Here is a 17,321-nt window from a genome sequence, read left to right as displayed (position 1 = left end):
ACGGCGTACGTACGGGAGAAATAAGTTTACGTGCGGAACAAAGCCTGGACCGTCGACTATTCCGTGAGGTTAAAGCGCCGTGACAAGTGGTGGACCGCTGGGCGTCAGACCTCGACCCGCGCCGCGATCGGCAGGTGGTCGCTCCCGGTCCGCGGCAGCGACCACGAGGAGACCGGCTCCACGCCCTTGACCATGATCTGGTCGATCCGGGCCATGGGGAAAGCGGCCGGCCAGCTGAATCCGAAGCCGGAGCCCGCCGCGCCCTGCGTGGAGCGCATCTGCGCGGTGACCCCGTTCAGGGCGCGGTCGTTCATCGTGCCGTTGAGGTCGCCGAGCAGGACGACCTTGCCGAGGGTCTCGTCGGCGATCGCCTCGCCGAGCGCGTCCGCGCTCTCGTCGCGCTGGCTCGCGGTGAACCCGGAGTCGACCTTCACCCGCACCGACGGCAGGTGCGCGACGTACACCGCGACCTTGCCCGCGGGCGTCGCGACGGTCGCGCGCAGCGCCCGCTTCCAGCCGAGCTTGATGTCGACGGCCCTGGCGTCCGACAGCGGGTACTTGCTCCACAGGCCGACCGTGCCCTGGACCGTGTGGTACGGGTAGGCGTCCGCGAGCGTCTCGCGGTACGTCGGCAGCGCCTCGGTCGTCACCTCCTCCAGGGCGATGACCTGCGCCCCGGACGCGGCGACGTCCTTCGCGGTGCCGGCCGGGTCGGCGTTCTCCGCGTTGACGTTGTGCGTGACGACGGTGAGGTCGCCGCCGCTGCCGGTCTTGTCGGTGAGCAGCCCGCCGAAGAGGTTGAACCAGACGATCGCCGGGGCCAGCACAGCGATCACGGCGGTCGCCGACCTCCGGACGAGGCCCAGGACCAGCAGCACCGGGACGAAGAGGCCCAGCCACGGCAGGAAGGTCTCGGTCAGGGAACCGAGGTTGCCGACGGTGTTGGGGATCTGGGCGTGCAGCACCATGACCAGTGCGAGGAGGATCGCCAGGACCGCGAGGACGATGCCGCGGCGCCAGTAGCCGGGGTCGTTGCGCAGCCTGCGGGCCTGGCGTCGGAGCCGGGCTCCCGGTCCGGTGCTGTTGTCGCCGCCGTTGTACGCCTGCGCCATGCCCTTGTCGCCTCACTGCCTGCCGTGCCGCTGCCCCCGCCCGAAACAGTAGGCGATGAGCAGGGGGTTTCCGTGCGTCTACTGTCACGGGGACGTGTGCGGTGGCTCTCCGAGTTCCGGGTCGCTGCCCCAAACCCCACCCTGTGACAAAACCCGCACACCGTTACACCTCCCCTCCGAGGCGAGCCCCGCCATCTAAGCCCCTGCCTTTCAAGCCCCTGCGGCGTTTGAGCAGGTCTTTCAAGCCCCTGCGGCGATTGAGCACGCGGCTCCCGGGCCGACCCCCGGGGCTCCGCCCCGGACCCCGCTGCTCAAACGCCGCAGGGGCTTGAAACGCGCAACCACCCCACCGGATGACCCGCGGAGCGCAGCGCGGCCCGCCGATGGGGGAAGTCGGCGGGCCGCGGTCGTACCGGGTTGGCTCAGTGGACGGAGTGCTCCTCCTGAGGGAACGTTCCGCCGACGACGTCCTCCGCAAACGCCTTCGCCGCATCGGACATCACACCCCGCAGATCCGCGTACTGCTTCACGAAGCGCGGCATCTTCCCACCCGTGAGGCCCAGCGCGTCCGTCCAGACCAGGACCTGCGCGTCCGTACCGGCCCCCGCCCCGATCCCGACGGTCGGAATGTGCAGGGTCCGCGTGACCTCGGCCGCCAGCTCCGCCGGCACCAGTTCCAGGACCACCGCGAACGCACCCGCGTCCTGCACGGCCTTGGCGTCGCGCAGCAACTGCTGCGCCGCCTCCTCGCCGCGCCCCTGCACCCGGTAGCCCTGGGTGTTCACGGACTGCGGGGTGAGGCCGATGTGCGCCATGACGGGGATACCGGCGTCGACGAGGAGCTTGATCTGGTCGTGGGAGCGTTCGCCGCCCTCCAGCTTCACCGCTTGGACCCCGGCCTCCTTCACCAGGCGCATCGCCGAACGCAGCGCCTGCGTCGGCCCCTCCTGGTACGAGCCGAAGGGGAGGTCGCCGACGATCAGGGCGCGGGAGGTGCCCCGTACGACCGCCGCCGACAGCAGCACCATCTGGTCGAGGGTCACCGGCACCGTCGTGTCGTACCCGAGGTGGCAGTTGCCCGCCGAGTCGCCGACCAGCATCACGGGGATCCCGGCCTCGTCGAAGACCGACGCCGTCATCGCGTCGTACGCCGTGAGCATGGGCCACTTCTCGGCCCGCTCCTTGGCGAGTCCGATGTCCCGCACCGTGACACGGCGCGTGCCCTTGCCTCCGTACAGCGCGTTCGAGCGAGGTTCCTTGCGGGCAGCCGAAAGCTCTGTCTGTTGCGTCATCGCAACGGCTCCATTCATGTCGTCTCGAGGCGCCCTCACGGCGTCCCCGGATCACCTCCATGGTGGCACCGCGTGCCGCTCCCGCGCCAGGCCCCCGGCGCTCCGGTAAAGCCTCGGCAAGGCTTTCCCCGTTACTTTCAATACGAGACGGTTCCGTATCGAAATGGGTCTAGGGTCGGTCCCATGACCTCTCCTGCCGCCTTCGAGGACTCCCGGGTTCCCCGGATACCCGAGTCCGTGCACCGCCGCCGCTGGGCGATCCTCGGCGTGCTCATGCTGAGCCTGCTGATCGTCGTCCTCGACAACTCGATCCTGAACGTCGCGATCAAGACGATCTCGACCCCCGAGCCCATCGGCATCGGCGCCTCGCAGAGCGAGCTCGAATGGGCCATCAACGCGTACACGCTCGTCTTCGCCGGTCTGCTGTTCACCGCGGGACTGCTCGGCGACCGCATCGGGCGCAAGAAGGTCCTCATCGGCGGCCTCGTCGTCTTCGGCATCGGCTCCGCGCTCGCCGCCGAGTCCGGCACACCGGCCCAGCTCATCGCGTTCCGCGCGGTGATGGGCCTCGGCGCCGCCTTCGTCATGCCGGCCACGCTCGCCGTCCTGATGAACGTCTTCGAGCGCGACGAGCAGCCGAAGGCCATCGGCATCTGGGCCGGCGGCGTCGGCCTCGCCATCGCCATCGGACCGATCACCGGCGGCCTGCTCCTCGACCACTTCTGGTGGGGCTCGGTCTTCCTCGTGAACGTGCCGATCGTGATCATCGCCATCGCGCTGATGCTCGCGCTCGTCCCCGACTCCAAGGACCCGAAGCCCGGCCGCATCGACCTCGTCGGCGTCGCGCTGTCCATCGTCGGTCTCGTGCTGCTCGTCTACGGGATCATCAAGGGCGGCGACGAGGGCGACTTCACCGGCGCCTCCGTGCTCGGCACCATCGCCGCGGGCCTCGCCGTCCTGGTCGCCTTCGTGCTGTACGAGAAGCGCAGCGACCACCCGTCGTTCGACGTCAACTACTTCAAGGACAAGGTGTTCTCGGCCGCCATGGCCGGTATCGCGCTCGTCTTCTTCGCGATGATGGGCGTCACGTTCTTCGCCTCCTTCTACATCCAGAGCGTGCGCGGCTACTCGCCGTTGCAGACCGGCGCGTTCCTGCTGCCGCTCGCCGCCGCCCAGCTGATCTTCGCGCCGCGCGCCCGGCTCGTCGTCGACCGGCTCGGGGTGCGCGTCACCACGACCGGCGGCCTGGTGCTGCTCGCGGCCATGCTCGCCGCGTTCACCCTGCTCGACCAGGACACCCCGATCTGGATCATGGAGGTCATCTTCTTCTTCATGGGTACGGGGATGGCCCACGTCATGACGCCGACCAGCGTGGTCATCATGCAGTCGCTGCCGCGCGAGAAGGCGGGTTCGGCCTCCGCGCTCAGCAATACGTTCCGCCAGGTCGGCGGCGCCCTCGGCATCGCCGTGCTCGGCTCCGTGCTGTCCACCGCGTACAAGAACGGCATCGAGGACCAGCTGCTGCCGCTGCCCGCCGGGCTCCGCGACGCGGCGGGCGCCTCCATCGAGGCCACGCTCGGCGTCGCTCAGAAACTCGGGCCGCGCGGCGAGGCGCTGGTCGGCGCGGCCAACGACTCCTTCGTGCACGCCATGCACATCACCGCCCTGTGCGGTGCGGGGGTCGCGCTGCTGAGCGCCGTCCTCACCGGCCTGTTCCTGCCCCGCAAGCCCAAGGACCCGCCCGCCGGGCAGAGCGGCGAGCAGCCGGAGACGGTCGGCGCGGGCCACTGATCCGGCACTGACCGGCCGGTTGAGAGAATGCGCCGGGGCCGGCCGCGGCGGCGGGCCCCGGGGCGTGGTGAAAGGCGGAGTGCGGTGGACGCGGGCACGGAACGGGCCGAGCGGCAGTCGCGGCGGCGCAGGACCTCCGGGGACCCGGCGCCGACCGTGCCCGCGCGGGGGCGTCCGCGCAGTGAGGCCGTCGAGCAGGCGATCATCGAGGGCGTCATCCAGCTCCTCGAACAGGGCGTGCCGCTCACCGAGCTGTCCATCGAACGCATCGCCCGCACGGCCGGGGTCGGCAAGGCGACGATCTACCGGCGGTGGAGCGGCAAGGAGGAACTCTTCGTCGACGTCGTCGCCACCATCGAGGAACCCGACCCCGCGGACCTGCCCGGCACCTCGATGCGCGACGACCTCGTCCGGCTCCTGGAGCACATGCGCAGACGCGGCCTCAACATGCGCACCTCCGCGCTGCTGCACAACGTCCTCGCGCAGATGAAGACCCTGCCGAAACTCTGGGACGCGTACCACGAGCTGGTGGTCGATCCGCGGCGGCGGGCGACGCACGACGTGGTGCGCAGGGGCGTCGCGGAGGGTGAGCTGCCGGCGGGCACGGATGTGGAGTTCGCGGCGGATCTCTTCACCGGCCCGATGCTGCTGCGCACGGTCATGCGCTCCGACGCGCCCCTCGCCGAGGACCTCCCCGAACGCATCGTCGACACCATCCTGACCGGCCTCCGCGCAGGCCCCTGCGGCGATTGAGCAGGCCTTTCAAGCCCCTGCGGCGATTGAGCAGGCGGCTCCCGGGCCGACCCCCGGGGCTCCGCCCCGGACCCCGCTGCTCAAACGCCGCAGGGGCTTGAAAGCAAGATGTCGGCGCCGGCCACACCATGTCGGTCAGCTGTCGGCGGCCTGTCGGTGACGCCTGACACCTTGAGGTCATGACGCGAACCGACAAGAACCCCGCCAGCGGCCCCCCGGTCGCCGTGTCCGTCCGGGGCCTGGTCAAGCACTACGGCACGACCAAGGCCCTGGACGGCGTGGACCTGGACGTCCACGAGGGCACCGTGATGGGCGTACTCGGCCCGAACGGCGCCGGCAAGACCACCCTCGTCCGCTGCCTGTCCACCCTGATCACCCCCGACGCCGGCACGGCGGTCGTCGCCGGCTACGACGCCGTGCACCAGCCCCGCCAGCTGCGCCGCGTGATCGGCCTCACCGGCCAGTACGCCTCCGTGGACGAGAAGATCTCCGGCCGCGAGAACCTGTACATGATCGGGCGGCTCCTCGACCTCTCCCGCAAGGAGGCGAAGGCCCGCGCCGACGGCCTCCTGGAGCGGTTCAGCCTCACCGACGCCGCCACCCGCCCCGCCAAGACGTACTCCGGCGGCATGCGCCGCCGCCTCGACCTCGCGGCGTCGATGATCGGCCGCCCGCACGTCCTGTACCTGGACGAGCCGACGACCGGCCTCGACCCCCGTACCCGCAACGAGGTGTGGGACGAGGTGCGGAGCATGGTGCGCGACGGCGTCACCGTCCTGCTCACCACCCAGTACATGGAGGAGGCCGAGCAGCTGGCCTCCGAGCTCACCGTCATCGACCGCGGCCGGGTCATCGCCGAGGGCGGCATCGAGGAGCTGAAGGCGAAGGTCGGCGGCCGCACCCTGCGCATCCGCCCGGCCGACCCGCTGGAGCTGCGCCCGCTCGCGAACGCCCTGGACGACCTCGGCATCACCGGCATCGCCACCACCACGGTGGACGCCGAGTCCGGCACCGTCCTGGTCCCGGTCCTCAGCGACGAGCAGCTCACCGCCGTCGTCGGCGCGGTCACCGCGCGCGGCATCACGATCGCCTCGATCGGCTCCGAACTGCCCAGCCTGGACGAGGTGTTCCTGTCCATCACCGGCCAGAAGGCGTCCGTCTGTGAACCTCAGGACGCCCGGCCCGAACTCCAGGAGGCCGCCGTATGAGTGCCACCACCCTGAGCCCCACCGCGGCGGTCCCCACGATCACCGTCGAGGCCGACCCCAAGATCGGCCTGCGCGGCCACCTCCGGCACACCGGCGCACTGATACGCCGCAACCTGCTGTGGATCCGCAACGACCCGGAGTCGATGTTCGACGCCGTGCTGATGCCGATCGTCTTCACGCTCCTGTTCGTGTACGTCTTCGGCGGCTCCATCGGCGCCGCGATGGGCGGCGGCCAGGACGCGTACGTGCAGTACGTGATCCCCGGCATGATCGCGATGATGAGCATGAACATCGCGCAGGGCGTGGGAACCGGCTTCAACGAGGACTTCCACAAGGGCATCATGGACCGGTTCCGGACGCTGCCCATCGGGCGCGGTTCGGTCCTCATGGCCAAGGTCTCCGTCGAGCTGCTGAGGCTGCTCGTCGCCACCACGATCCTGATGATCGTCGCGCTGCTCGTCGGCTTCGACATCACCAACTGGGGAGGTCTGCTCGCCGCGTTCGGGCTGACCGCGCTGTTCGGTTCCTCCATCATGTGGATCTTCCTGACGCTCGGCGTCACCATGAAGACCGCGCAGGCCGTGCAGGCCATGGGCTTCCTGGTGATGATGCCGTTGCAGTTCGGCTCGTCGATCTTCGCGCCGACGCAGTCGATGCCGGGCTGGCTCCAGGCGTTCACCGACTGGAACCCGATGTCGACGCTCGCCGACGCCTGCCGCGGCCTGATGGTCGGCGGCCCCGCCGCCCACGACGTGTGGGTGACGGTCGCCTGGTCGCTGCTGATCACCGCCGTGATGGCGCCGGTCGCGATCCGCAAGTTCACCAAGCAGAGCTGACCCCCTGCGGACCCCGGTCCCGGCGGTTCAGACGGTTCGACGCGTCATACGTCACAGCAGGGCGGTGGCCTCCTCCAAGGAGAGGCCGCCGCCCTCCTCGTACGCCCGGTCGTACGCCACCGGATCGAGCCCCGCGCGGACGGCCCTCTCGGCGTCCGCGCGCCAGTCGCGTTCCAGCAGGGCGGGCCGGTGGCCCTCGGGGGTCGCCGCGTCGGCGGCGCCGAGGAGCCGCGCGGCGTCGCGTGCGTCGCCCTCCCCGGCCCGCTGGGCCAGGGCGCGGGCCGCCGTGACCAGATGGAGCCCCACCAGGTGCGGCATGACGAGCACGGACAGCGGGTCCTTCGCGACCTGGAGGCAGGTGCGCACGTTCGTGACGGCGTCCTCGGTCCGCCCCTCGACGACGTCGATCATCGCCTCCATGCCGATGGTCATGCCGTGGAAGAACCCGACCTGCGCGACCCTGAACTCGGCGCGCAGCAGCTCCAGTTGCTCACGAGCCTCGGTGGCGCGGCCGACCGAGACGAGGTAGGAGACCAGGAACAGCCGGGCCGCGGGCCGGGACTCGTTGGTGTGCCGGCGGCCGTCCGCCAGCGACTCCCACAGCAGCGCCTCGCCCTCCTCGGCGTCCCCCTGCTCGATGCGCGCCTGCCCCAGCCGGACCTGGAGGATCGTCGCCTGGGAGTGCGCGCCCATGCTGACGGCGACCTCGCGGGCCCGCGTGTAGTCGTCGGCCGCGTCCTGGAACCGGCCGAGCTTCTCGTACGCCTCCCCGCGCGCGGACAGCGCCTCGGCCGTGCCCCACTCGTCGCCGAGGCGGCTGAACAGGGCCAGCGACTCGTCGGCGTCCGCGAGTCCCTCCTCGGCCCACTCGGTGCGGTTGGCGAAGATGTTGGCCCGCATCTGGAGGATGAGGGCCAGCTCCCAGTCGTAGCCGAGTTCGCGGCAGGTGCGCGTGGACACGTCGGCGAGTTCCTGAAGCCGCTCCATGTCGCCGGTCATCAGGACGGCGAAGTACCAGATGTTGCCGGGCGGGCGGCAGGCCTGCGGGAGGTCGGCGCGGTAGGTGTCGATGACGGCGCGCAGCCGGGCCTGGCCCTCATCGGTCTGCCAGCGGTCCATCTCCATGTCCATGTAGCCGAGCCGGCACAGATGGACCTGGCGGCGCGCTTCTTCGAGGAGCTCGCCGGTCAGCGGGGGCGGTACGTCGGTGCAGCGCTGGAACACGGGCGGGGCGGGGCTGCCGGGACCGGCGAACGGGTCCGGGCCGAGCGCAGCCGCCTCCCCCGTCCACGTACGGGCGTCGACGCGCAGGTCCCGCATCTGCCAGAACCAGGACAGGGACAGCACGAGGCAGTACGCCTCCTGCTCGTCGCGGGCGGCGACGGCGTGCCGCAGGGCCGTGCGCAGGTTCTCGTAGTCCCGCTCGATGCGGGCGATGGCGGCGCGCTGGCCGCCGCCGCGGAGCAACGGGTCGGTGGTGCGGGCGAGTTCGCGGTAGTACGCGAGGTGGGCGCGCTCGGCGTCCGCGCGGTCGCCGGACTCGTCGAGGCGGTCCCCGGCGTACTCCGAGACGGTTTCGAGGAGCCGGTAGCGCATGCCGCCGCCGTGCTCGTCGTCCTCCGGGGCGGCGACCACGAGCGACTTGTCGACGAGGGAGGCCAGGGTGTCGAGCGCGTCCGGGCCGCAGACCGCCTCGGCGGCGGGCAGGTCGCAGCCGCCGCTGAACACGGAGAGACGGGCGAGGGTGGCGCGCTCGGGCCCGTCGAGCAGTTCCCAGGACCAGTCGACGACCGCGCGCAGCGTCTGCTGGCGGGGCAGGGCGGTGCGGGCGCCGGAGGTGAGCAGGCGGAAGCGGTCGTCGAGGCGGTCGGCGATCTGGCGGGGCGTGAGCATGCGCAGGCGCGCCGCGGCGAGTTCGATGGCGAGCGGCAGGCCGTCGAGGCGGCGGCAGATCTCGCTGACGGCCTCCGGGTCCTGGTCGGGAGCGAACCCGGGCCGGACGGCGGCGCCGCGCTCCCCGAACAGCCGCAGCGCGTACGGCTCCGGGAGAGGTTCGACGGGGTACAGCGACTCACCCGGTACGCCGAGGGGTTCGCGGCTGGTGGCGAGGATCGTGACGCCGGGGCAGTGCGCGAGGAGGTTCTCGGCGAGCGCGGCGGCGGCGTCGACGACGTGCTCGCAGTTGTCGAGAACGAGGACGAGTTGCCGCCCCTCGCAGTGCTCCACGAGGCGTACGAGAGGGTCGTCGCCCTGGCGGTCGCCGACGACGCGGAGCTCTTCGGCGCCGGCGCCGCGCAGCACCGTCTGCCGGGCGCCGAGGGCGCTGACGACGGCCTCCGGGACGGCCGCCGGGTCACTCACCGGAGCCAGCTCGGCGAGCCACACCCCGTCCGGGGCGGATGCCGGTGCGAGGCCCTCCGCGGCCTCCTGCGAAAGCCGCGTCTTCCCGGCGCCGCCGGGCCCGAGCAGCGTCACCAGCCGCCCCCGCCCGAGCTCCCCCCGAATGGCCTCAAGATCCCCCTCCCGCCCAACGAACGAGGTAAGCCGCACCCGCAAATTCCCCACCAGCCCACCTTCCTGCGGCTTTTCAAGCCCCTGCGGCGATTGAGCAGCGGGGTCCGGGGCGGAGCCCCGTGGCGTGGGGGCCGCGGGGGCCAGCAACTCCTGGTGCAGCGCAAGAAGTTCCGGCCCGGGGTCCACCCCAAGCGCATCCGCCAACCCCCGCCGCACCCCCTCGTACGCCACCAACGCCTCCGCCCCCCGCCCCGCACCCCGCAACGCCCTCAACCGCAACACCTGCAACGGCTCATCCAACGGATGCACCTCACACAGGGACGTCAGCTCCGGCAGCGCCTCCGACGCACGGTCGAGTTCCAGATACGCGGCAAGCCGCGCCCGCCGCGCGTCCAGCCACCGCGCGTCCCACCGCACCGCCTCCACCCCCCGATCGGGAAGATCGGCGAGCACCGGCCCACGCCACAGCGCGAGCGCGTCGTCGAGGAGGTGGAGCGCCTTGCCCGCGTCCCCGTCCGCGAGGGCCCGCACCCCGTCCCCGGTCAGCCGCTCGAACCGGAACAGGTCGACGTCGTCGGCGGTGGCGGCCAGCCGGTAGCCGCCCTCCGCCGAGGCGACCGTCTCCGCCCCCAACGCCCTGCGCAGCCGCCCGACCAGCGCCTGCAACGCCCCCGCCGCGTCCGCGGGCGGCTCGTCGCCCCACACCTCGTCGACGAGAAGGGACAGGGGCACCACCCGCCCGGCCCGCAGCGCGAGCACCGTGAGCAGGGCACGCAACCGCGCCCCACCGACCGGGACGGCCGTGCCGTCGTCGTGGACTGCCTGGGTGGTGCCGAGGATGCGGTAGCGCACGCGTCCATTCTCCCCGCTGCCCGGACGCACCCGCGCCGGACACCTGGCCCGACCGGAACTCCCGCCGTATCGCGACACGTTTCCCGCAGACAGCGAGTACCTTCGGTGGGCCGGTCAACCGGCCGTTCACCGTCAGTCAGCCCCAGCCAGCCCCGGGAGTTCCACCCCATGACAACCGCCACCGCACGCCGCGGCGACAACAGGATCAGCCCCGTCTTCCTCAGCATCGCCGCGATCACGGCGGTGGCCGGGTGGGCGGTGTGGACGGACTTCGCCTCCGCGCCGGGCTTCGCCGTGTTCCTGTTCGTGACGGGCGCGTGGGTCGTCTCGCTGTGTCTGCACGAGTACGCGCACGCGCGCACGGCGCTGCACAGCGGCGACATCTCGATCGGCGCGAAGGGCTACCTGACGCTGAACCCGCTGAAGTACACCCACGCCCTGCTCAGCATCGTGCTGCCGGTCATCTTCGTGATCATGGGTGGTATCGGTCTTCCCGGTGGCGCCGTCTTCATCGAGCGCGGGCGGATCCAGGGGCGGTGGAAGCACAGTCTGATCTCGGCGGTGGGGCCGCTGACGAACGTGCTGTTCGCCGTCGTGTGCACCGCGCCGTTCTGGCTGGACGCGCTGGACGGGGTGCCGGACACCTTCCGGTACGCGCTCGGGTTCCTCGCCCTGCTCCAGGTGACGGCGGCGATCCTGAACTTCCTGCCGGTGCCGGGCCTGGACGGGTACGGCGTGATCGAGCCGTGGCTGTCGTACAAGGTGCGGCGGCAGGTGGAGCCGTTCGCGCCGTTCGGGCTGCTCGCGGTGTTCGCCGTGCTGTGGATCCCGGAGATCAACCAGTGGTTCTTCGACGCGGTCGACTGGGTGCTCGGCGTGCTCGGCGTCCACGAGTGGGACACGTACTGGGGCCAGCAGTTCTACCGGTTCTGGCAGGGCACGCCGGAGATCCCGACGTTCACGCAGTGACGTTCCGCGCGGCCCGCTTCTCCAGCTTCGCCCTGCGGACGTAGAACCACGTCATGTTCGACGTGATGCCCGCGATCAGCACCCAGACGATGCCGAGGAAGCTGCCCTCGACGAAGGAGACCACGGCCGCCGCGACGGCGAGCACGCAGACGACGAGTGCGAACAGTGCGATGCGGGGCATGGGGGTTCGGCTCCAGACGGCGGCGCGACGGGTAGTACGCCGACCAGTGTCCCCCATGCCCCGCGAGCGCCGGAAGGCACCCCGTACGTGGCTATACGTCGGTTACGCGCAGACCGGCGTGCGCCTTGTAGCGGCGGTTCACCGAGATCAGGTTGGCGACGAGCGATTCGACCTGGTGGGCGTTGCGCAGCCGGCCCGCGAAGATGCCGCGCATGCCGGCGATGCGTCCGGCGAGCGCCTGGACGATCTCCACGTCGGCGCGCTCCTCGCCGAGGACCATCACGTCGGTGTCGATCTCGTCGACCTCGGGGTCGGCGAGGAGGACGGCCGACAGGTGGTGGAAGGCGGCGGTGACGCGCGAGTCCGGGAGCAGGGCGGCGGCCTGCTCGGCGGCGCTGCCCTCCTCGGGCTTCAGGGCGTACGCGCCCTTCTTGTCGAAGCCGAGCGGGTTGACGCAGTCGACGACGAGCTGGCCCGCGAGGTCTTCGCGGAGGGCTTCGAGGGTGGCGCCGTGGCCGTCCCAGGGCACGGCGACGATCACGATGTCGCTGCGGCGGGCGCACTCGGCGTTGTCGGCGCCCTCGATGCCCAGGCCGTGCTGATTGAGTTCCTCGGCGGCCGACCGGGCGCGCTCGGCGGCGCGGGAGCCGAGGATCACCTTCTGGCCCGCGCGGGCGAGGCGGTAGGCGAGGCCCTTGCCCTGCGGGCCGGTGCCGCCGAGGACACCGACGACGAGGCCGGAGACATCGGGCAGGTCCCAGGGGTCCTTGGCCGGAGCCTTCTGGCCACCCTGGCCACTGTTGCTGCTCTGGCTGCTTTCGGTAGAGGTCATGCGGCGACCCTACTCAGGCGTACGGACCGGTGAGCGCCGCCACCGGGATCCGCCGGAACGTGATCGTCCCGTACGCGGAGAAGTCCCCGGTCTCGTAGAGCAGGCCGACGGTGTCCTGATCGACGCGTACCAGGTCGGAGTAGGCGGCGGGCCGTCCGTCGACGGTGTGGGCCGTGTGCCAGGTCACACCGCCGTCGAGGCTGCGGCGGACCGTCATCAGGGCGCGGAAGCCGGGGTCGGCGGGGCCCGAGTACAGCAGGACGTCGGGGTCTCCGAGGTGCAGGACGCTCCCCTCGACGACGGGTCCGGGCAGGCCCGCCTGCGGGCGGAAGGGCGGGTCGAGGTGTTCGCCGCCGTCGGCCGAGTGGGCGTCGGCGCGGGTGCCGGGGGCCGGGGAGTCGTTGCGGGTGTTGAAGTAGAGCCGCCCGTCGGGGAGTTGGGCGGCGGTGGTCTCGTTGGCGTTGATGTAGCCGTCGGGGGCGGCGGCCCCGTCGTCGACGTAGCCGATCCGCCAGGTCGCGCCGTCGTCGTCGCTGAGCAGGCAGTGGCCGCCGTTGTACGTACCCTCGGTGCCGGTGTCCGTGCCGGTGGGCGGCAGTGAGTGGTTGGCGGGGACGACGACGCGGCCCTCGCGGGTCAGGACGGCGTGGCCGGGGGTGGTCGCGTACCAGCGCCAGTTCGCCTTCTTCGTGGTGGCGGTGACGTCCCGGCCCGGCGCCCAGGTGAGGCCGTGGTCGTCGCTGTGCGTGACCCAGACGCGGCGGCCGTCGGCGGCGGAGACCCGGCCGCGGCGGATGGCGTCCTCGGTCGCGGCGGCGGCGTTGCGGACGTGGACGAGCAGGACGCGGCCGGAGGCGAGCGCGACGGGGGCGGGGTTGCCCGCGAGGTCGTCGCCGTGGGCGACGGCGGCCTGGAGCGGGCCCCACGTGCGGCCGCCGTCGGTGGAGCGGCGCAGCACGATGTCGATGTCGCCGTAGTCCTCGCGGGAGTCGCGGCGGCCCTCGCAGAAGGCGAGGAGCGTCCCGTCGTGCGCGGTCACGGCGGCGGGGATGCGGAAGCTCGCGTAGCCGTCCTCCCCCGCGCGGAACGGGACGGAGGCCTGCGGGGGCTCGGGGCGTGCGGAAGTGGCGGGCATGCGCACCATGCTTCCCGGCAAAGGTAACTTCGCGTGAACTCCGGCTTACCGTGGCGGAGTTGAGCGTCCCAGGGAAGGTTCTGGGTGTGCCCCGAACGGGCGGTCTTGCCGTGAACCGGGCGAACGGGCGGGTCACGTGAGGCACCATGCGCCCCATGGACGCCGTACGAGTGGCACTGCTGCGCGAGGTGCTCGCCGGGACCGAGTGGCCTGCCGCCACGCGTCGTTTCGCCGGGGCGCTGCGGTCCTCGGTGGCCGCGCACGGGGGCGGGCTGCTGCTGGTGGGGACGCCGAGTTACGAGCCGTGGCATCTGGCGGCGCACCTGGTCGACGAGGCGGCCTGGTCGGGGACGCCCGAGCTGGCGCCCACCCTGGTGCGGCACGCGGCGCGGCCCGGCGATCCCGCGCATCTGGCGGTCGGGCTCGGGCGGCTCGAGGCGGCGCGGCGGGGCGAGACATTGCTCGTGGTGGCGCCGGACGCGGCGGGGGCGGCGCTGCTGGAGCGGGTGCACGGGGCGCGGCGGGCGGGGGCGACGGTGCTGGCGCTCGACGCGGGGGCCTCCGGCGGGGGGTCGGATCTGCATGCGCTGGCGCACGACGGGCTGAGTGTGCCCCGGGAGACCGATCTCGATCTGGACACGGTGCAGCATTTGGTGAGTGCGGCGGCCGGGGAGAACGCGGTGAGTGCTCCGCGGGGGCGGCGGGGGTTCCGGGACCGGCTGTCCCGGCTCGCGGATCTTCTGACCTCACCGCCGCCGGCCCGCTGGTGACCTCACGGTGACCCGCACGGGGCTCCGCCCCGGACCCCGCTGCTCAATCGCCGCAGGGGCTTCAAAGACCTCCTCAATCGCCGGAGGGGCTTGAGGTGGGTTAGTCGTCGGAGCGGGGCTCTCGGTTCCACTTCGGGTCGGTGTCCCATTCGAGGTTGCGTTCGCGGGCCGTTTCCATGGCGTGCTGGGCCTCTTCGCGGGAGGCGTAGGGGCCGAAACGGTCCTTGTTGGGGCACTCGGGGCCCTCTTCGACCTTCTTGTGCTCCAGGCAGTAGTACCACTCGCCCGGCTTTCCGACCGTGCGCTTCTTGAACAGTGCCACAGCGGCTCCTCTCCTCTCGGCCATGCTCCCCTACGCGCGCTCGTTACACTCGCTGGCATGTCTGGCCAGTCGCAAACGTCGCCCACCCTGCTCGTTCCCGGGGAGATCACCCCCATGCGCGCCGTGCCCGGGAACATCCGGCGCCCCGAGTACGTCGGCAAGCCCGCGCCGACCCCGTACAAGGGCCCGGAGGTGCAGACCCCGGAGACCGTCGAGGCGATGCGGGTCGCCGGGCGGATCGCCGCGCGGGCGATGGCGGAGGCGGCGAAGGCGATCGCGCCGGGCGTCACCACGGACGAGCTGGACCGCATCGCGCACGAGTACATGTGCGACCACGGCGCGTACCCGTCGACGCTCGGCTACCGCGGCTTCCAGAAGTCGCTGTGCACGAGCGTCAACGAAGTGATCTGCCACGGCATCCCGGACTCCACGGTGCTGCGCGACGGCGACATCATCAACCTCGACGTCACGGCGTACATCGGCGGGGTGCACGGCGACAACAACGCCACGTACCTGGTGGGTGACGTCGACGAGGAGTCGCGGCTGCTCGTCGAGCGGACCCGCGAGTCGCTCGACCGCGCGATCAAGGCCGTGAAGCCGGGGCGCCAGATCAACATCATCGGGCGGGTCATCGAGTCGTACGCCAAGCGCTTCGGGTACGGCGTCGTACGGGACTTCACCGGGCACGGCATCAACTCGTCGTTCCACAGCGGCCTGATCATCCCGCACTACGACTCCCCGCACGCGACGACCGTGATCCAGCCCGGCATGACGTTCACGATCGAGCCGATGCTGACGCTCGGCACGTACGAGTACGACATGTGGGAGGACGGCTGGACCGTGGTCACCAAGGACCGCAAGCGGACGGCCCAGTTCGAGCACACGCTCGTGGTCACGGAGACCGGCGCGGAGATCCTCACGCTGCCGTAGCCGACGCCTCGCGCACGGAGGAGCCCGCCCCTGCTGGGGCGGGCTCCTCCGTTTGTGTTCCCTTGATCGGAAAACCGGGTAGGTTTTTACCGACAGGATGTCGGGAAAGCTGTTATCTTAGGCAAGCCTAACCTAATTAATCTCTTCGGCGGAGGCCTCATGGACACCCCGTTCTCCACCCTGATCCGCACCGCCTCGCACGAGCAGCACACCGAGGCGGAGACGTCGACGTTCATGAGCGACCTGCTCGGCGGGGCGCTGGGGGTGGAGGCGTACGCGCGGTACACGGAGCAACTGTGGTTCGTCTACAGGGCACTTGAGGGCTCCGCGGAGCGGCTCGCCGAGGACCCGGTCGCGGGTCCGTTCATCCAGCCGGAGCTGGCGCGGGTGCCGGAGCTGGAGCGGGACCTGGCGCATCTGCGGGGTGCGGGGTGGCGGGAGACGGTGTCGGCGCTGCCGCAGACCGCGGCGTATGCGGCGCGGGTCGAGGAGTGTGCGGTGGCCTGGCCGGCGGGGTACGTGGCGCACCACTACACCCGTTACCTGGGGGACCTGTCCGGTGGGCAGATCATTCGGGACCGGGCGGAGAAGACGTGGGGGTTCGCGCGCAAGGGGGACGGGGTGCGGTTCTACGTCTTCGAGGGCGTGGGGAATCCGGCGGCGTTCAAGCGGCGGTACCGGGAGCTTTTGGATGGGATTGCGGTGGACGAGTTGGAGAAGCAGAGGGTTGTCGCGGAGTGCAAGGCGGCGTTCGCCCTGAACACGGGGGTCTTCCGAGCCCTCGGCGAAGAATTCCGCTCCGCCGCCTAACCCCCGGGGCTCCGCCCCGGACCCCGCTGCTCAATCGCCGCAGGGGCTTGAGAGGCCTCCTCAATCGCCGGAGGGGCTCTAAAAAACCTGCTCAATCGCCGCAGGGGCTTGAAGGGGCCGGGCACGATCGAGCCCCTCCGGCGATTGAGGAGCGGGGTGCGGGGCGGAGCCCCGGGTTGTTCAGCCTCTCCGGCGATTGAGGAGCGGGGCCGGGGGCGGGGCCACGGTCTCCGGTACGGGTCACGTGGTGAGGTGGGGGCGGCCGCCGATTTCGATGAGGCCGTCCGGTTGGGGGGCCGTGAGGATCTGGGAGCCGCGCCCCTGGCGGATGTTGAGCGCGCGGTCGAGGTACGCGGTGAGCACCAACGCCGCCGCCCCGGTCGCCTCGTCCTCCACGATCCCGTCCCCCCGCCCGGGAAACGCCCGCGCCCGCACCCGCCCCGCGGCCTCGTCCTCCCACGCCCACGCGTAGATCCACTCCCCCTCCGGAGGAACCGGCAGCGCGTCCACCTCGGCCGCCGACCCGTACTGCCGCAGCGTCCGCCCCGGCGCCCACTCGGCCCGCGCAGCGATCCACGTGAACTCGCCGTCCGCGCGCGCCGTGACGACCCCCGCGGGCACCACGAGCTCGGGGACGTCGAGCAGCCAGGCCGTGCCGACGCACGGGTGCCCGGCGAACGGCAGCCGCGCGCTCGGCGTGTAGATGTCGATGACACCGCGCTCGGGGTCGTCGACGAACACGGTCTCGCTGAAGCCCAGCTTCGCGGCGAAGGCCTGCCGCTCGTCCCGGCCGGGGATCCGGGAGCCGTCGCGGACGACGCCGAGCTCATTGCCGTACCGGCCGTCGGGGGCACAGAAGACGCGCACCACGTCGTAGTCGTTCATGTCGGCAGTCAACCACGCGCACCGCACCGCTTGACCAGCCCTTGACCGGGGCCTGACTTCTCCATGGGCGGCACTGAGGTAAGCCTCATATAAGTTAGGCCCGCCTTAGTCGAACCTGTGCACCACCTG

16 protein-coding genes are annotated in these 17,321 nt (G+C 71.5%); 8 read left to right on the top strand and 8 right to left on the bottom strand.

What is annotated here, in order from left to right:
• Positions 1 to 104 precede the first annotated feature (104 nt).
• Positions 105 to 1,112 (bottom strand): endonuclease/exonuclease/phosphatase family protein, encoded by a 1,008-nt coding sequence (locus ACYBSK_RS07020; protein ID WP_457475990.1) that lies wholly within the window; start codon positions 1,110 to 1,112, stop codon positions 105 to 107.
• 422 nt (positions 1,113 to 1,534) lie between these two features.
• Positions 1,535 to 2,404 (bottom strand): 3-methyl-2-oxobutanoate hydroxymethyltransferase, encoded by an 870-nt coding sequence (panB, locus tag ACYBSK_RS07015; RefSeq protein WP_457475989.1) that lies wholly within the window; start codon positions 2,402 to 2,404, stop codon positions 1,535 to 1,537.
• A gap of 183 nt (positions 2,405 to 2,587) precedes the next feature.
• Between panB and ACYBSK_RS07010 the strand changes: the two genes are divergently transcribed.
• From ACYBSK_RS07010 to ACYBSK_RS06995, 4 genes are all read left to right on the top strand, one after another.
• Positions 2,588 to 4,195, top strand: coding sequence for a DHA2 family efflux MFS transporter permease subunit (locus ACYBSK_RS07010; protein WP_460245519.1), 1,608 nt, complete (start codon positions 2,588 to 2,590; stop codon positions 4,193 to 4,195).
• Positions 4,196 to 4,279: 84 nt separating this feature from the next.
• Complete coding sequence (locus ACYBSK_RS07005) at positions 4,280 to 4,948, top strand: TetR/AcrR family transcriptional regulator (protein ID WP_460245518.1); 669 nt, start codon at positions 4,280 to 4,282, stop codon at positions 4,946 to 4,948.
• 179 nt (positions 4,949 to 5,127) lie between these two features.
• A complete protein-coding gene (locus ACYBSK_RS07000) occupies positions 5,128 to 6,156 on the top strand; it encodes an ATP-binding cassette domain-containing protein (protein WP_460245517.1) in 1,029 nt (342 codons plus the stop codon).
• Positions 6,153 to 6,992, top strand: a complete 840-nt coding sequence (locus ACYBSK_RS06995) for an ABC transporter permease (RefSeq protein ID WP_460245516.1) — start codon at positions 6,153 to 6,155, stop codon at positions 6,990 to 6,992. Before ACYBSK_RS07000 ends, ACYBSK_RS06995 begins: the two co-directional genes overlap by 4 nt.
• Positions 6,993 to 7,043: 51 nt before the next feature.
• Here the strand turns inward: ACYBSK_RS06995 and ACYBSK_RS06990 are convergent, their stop codons facing one another.
• On the bottom strand, positions 7,044 to 10,358 hold the full coding sequence (locus ACYBSK_RS06990) for an AfsR/SARP family transcriptional regulator (RefSeq protein ID WP_460245515.1): 3,315 nt from the start codon (positions 10,356 to 10,358) through the stop codon (positions 7,044 to 7,046).
• Positions 10,359 to 10,526: 168 nt separating this feature from the next.
• Here ACYBSK_RS06990 and ACYBSK_RS06985 point away from each other — a divergent pair, with 168 nt between their 5' ends.
• Positions 10,527 to 11,327, top strand: coding sequence for a site-2 protease family protein (locus ACYBSK_RS06985; RefSeq protein ID WP_460245514.1), 801 nt, complete (start codon positions 10,527 to 10,529; stop codon positions 11,325 to 11,327).
• Here ACYBSK_RS06985 and ACYBSK_RS06980 read toward each other — a convergent pair.
• The 3 genes from ACYBSK_RS06980 to ACYBSK_RS06970 all read right to left on the bottom strand — a co-directional run bounded on the left by ACYBSK_RS06980 (position 11,317) and on the right by ACYBSK_RS06970 (position 13,475).
• Complete coding sequence (locus ACYBSK_RS06980) at positions 11,317 to 11,508, bottom strand: hypothetical protein (protein ID WP_460245513.1); 192 nt, start codon at positions 11,506 to 11,508, stop codon at positions 11,317 to 11,319. The two genes, ACYBSK_RS06985 and ACYBSK_RS06980, sit on opposite strands and share 11 nt — an antisense overlap.
• A gap of 91 nt (positions 11,509 to 11,599) precedes the next feature.
• Positions 11,600 to 12,340: an NADPH-dependent F420 reductase gene (gene npdG / locus ACYBSK_RS06975; protein ID WP_460245512.1), complete on the bottom strand. Its 741-nt coding sequence runs from the start codon at positions 12,338 to 12,340 to the stop codon at positions 11,600 to 11,602.
• 13 nt (positions 12,341 to 12,353) lie between these two features.
• Positions 12,354 to 13,475, bottom strand: a complete 1,122-nt coding sequence (locus ACYBSK_RS06970; protein WP_460245511.1) for a sialidase family protein — start codon at positions 13,473 to 13,475, stop codon at positions 12,354 to 12,356.
• A gap of 155 nt (positions 13,476 to 13,630) precedes the next feature.
• On the opposite strand from ACYBSK_RS06970, the gene ACYBSK_RS06965 reads away from it, so the two are divergent.
• Positions 13,631 to 14,245 (top strand): hypothetical protein, encoded by a 615-nt coding sequence (locus ACYBSK_RS06965; protein WP_460245510.1) that lies wholly within the window; start codon positions 13,631 to 13,633, stop codon positions 14,243 to 14,245.
• 100 nt (positions 14,246 to 14,345) lie between these two features.
• Here ACYBSK_RS06965 and ACYBSK_RS06960 read toward each other — a convergent pair whose 3' ends face one another.
• Positions 14,346 to 14,567, bottom strand: coding sequence for a hypothetical protein (locus ACYBSK_RS06960; RefSeq protein ID WP_457475978.1), 222 nt, complete (start codon positions 14,565 to 14,567; stop codon positions 14,346 to 14,348).
• A gap of 57 nt (positions 14,568 to 14,624) precedes the next feature.
• Here ACYBSK_RS06960 and map point away from each other — a divergent pair, with 57 nt between their 5' ends.
• Together map and ACYBSK_RS06950 are read left to right on the top strand one after the other, a co-directional pair.
• Complete coding sequence (gene map / locus ACYBSK_RS06955; RefSeq protein ID WP_457475977.1) at positions 14,625 to 15,497, top strand: type I methionyl aminopeptidase; 873 nt, start codon at positions 14,625 to 14,627, stop codon at positions 15,495 to 15,497.
• A gap of 159 nt (positions 15,498 to 15,656) precedes the next feature.
• Positions 15,657 to 16,307, top strand: coding sequence for a biliverdin-producing heme oxygenase (locus tag ACYBSK_RS06950; protein WP_460245509.1), 651 nt, complete (start codon positions 15,657 to 15,659; stop codon positions 16,305 to 16,307).
• Between the two features lie 240 nt (positions 16,308 to 16,547).
• Here the strand turns inward: ACYBSK_RS06950 and ACYBSK_RS06945 are convergent, their stop codons facing one another.
• Positions 16,548 to 17,192: a PhzF family phenazine biosynthesis protein gene (locus ACYBSK_RS06945; RefSeq protein WP_460245508.1), complete on the bottom strand. Its 645-nt coding sequence runs from the start codon at positions 17,190 to 17,192 to the stop codon at positions 16,548 to 16,550.
• Between the last annotated feature and the right edge of the window lie 129 nt (positions 17,193 to 17,321).

The organism is Streptomyces sp. BYX5S (genome assembly GCF_054724165.1).
This window is presented reverse-complemented; position numbering and strand designations above follow the sequence as displayed.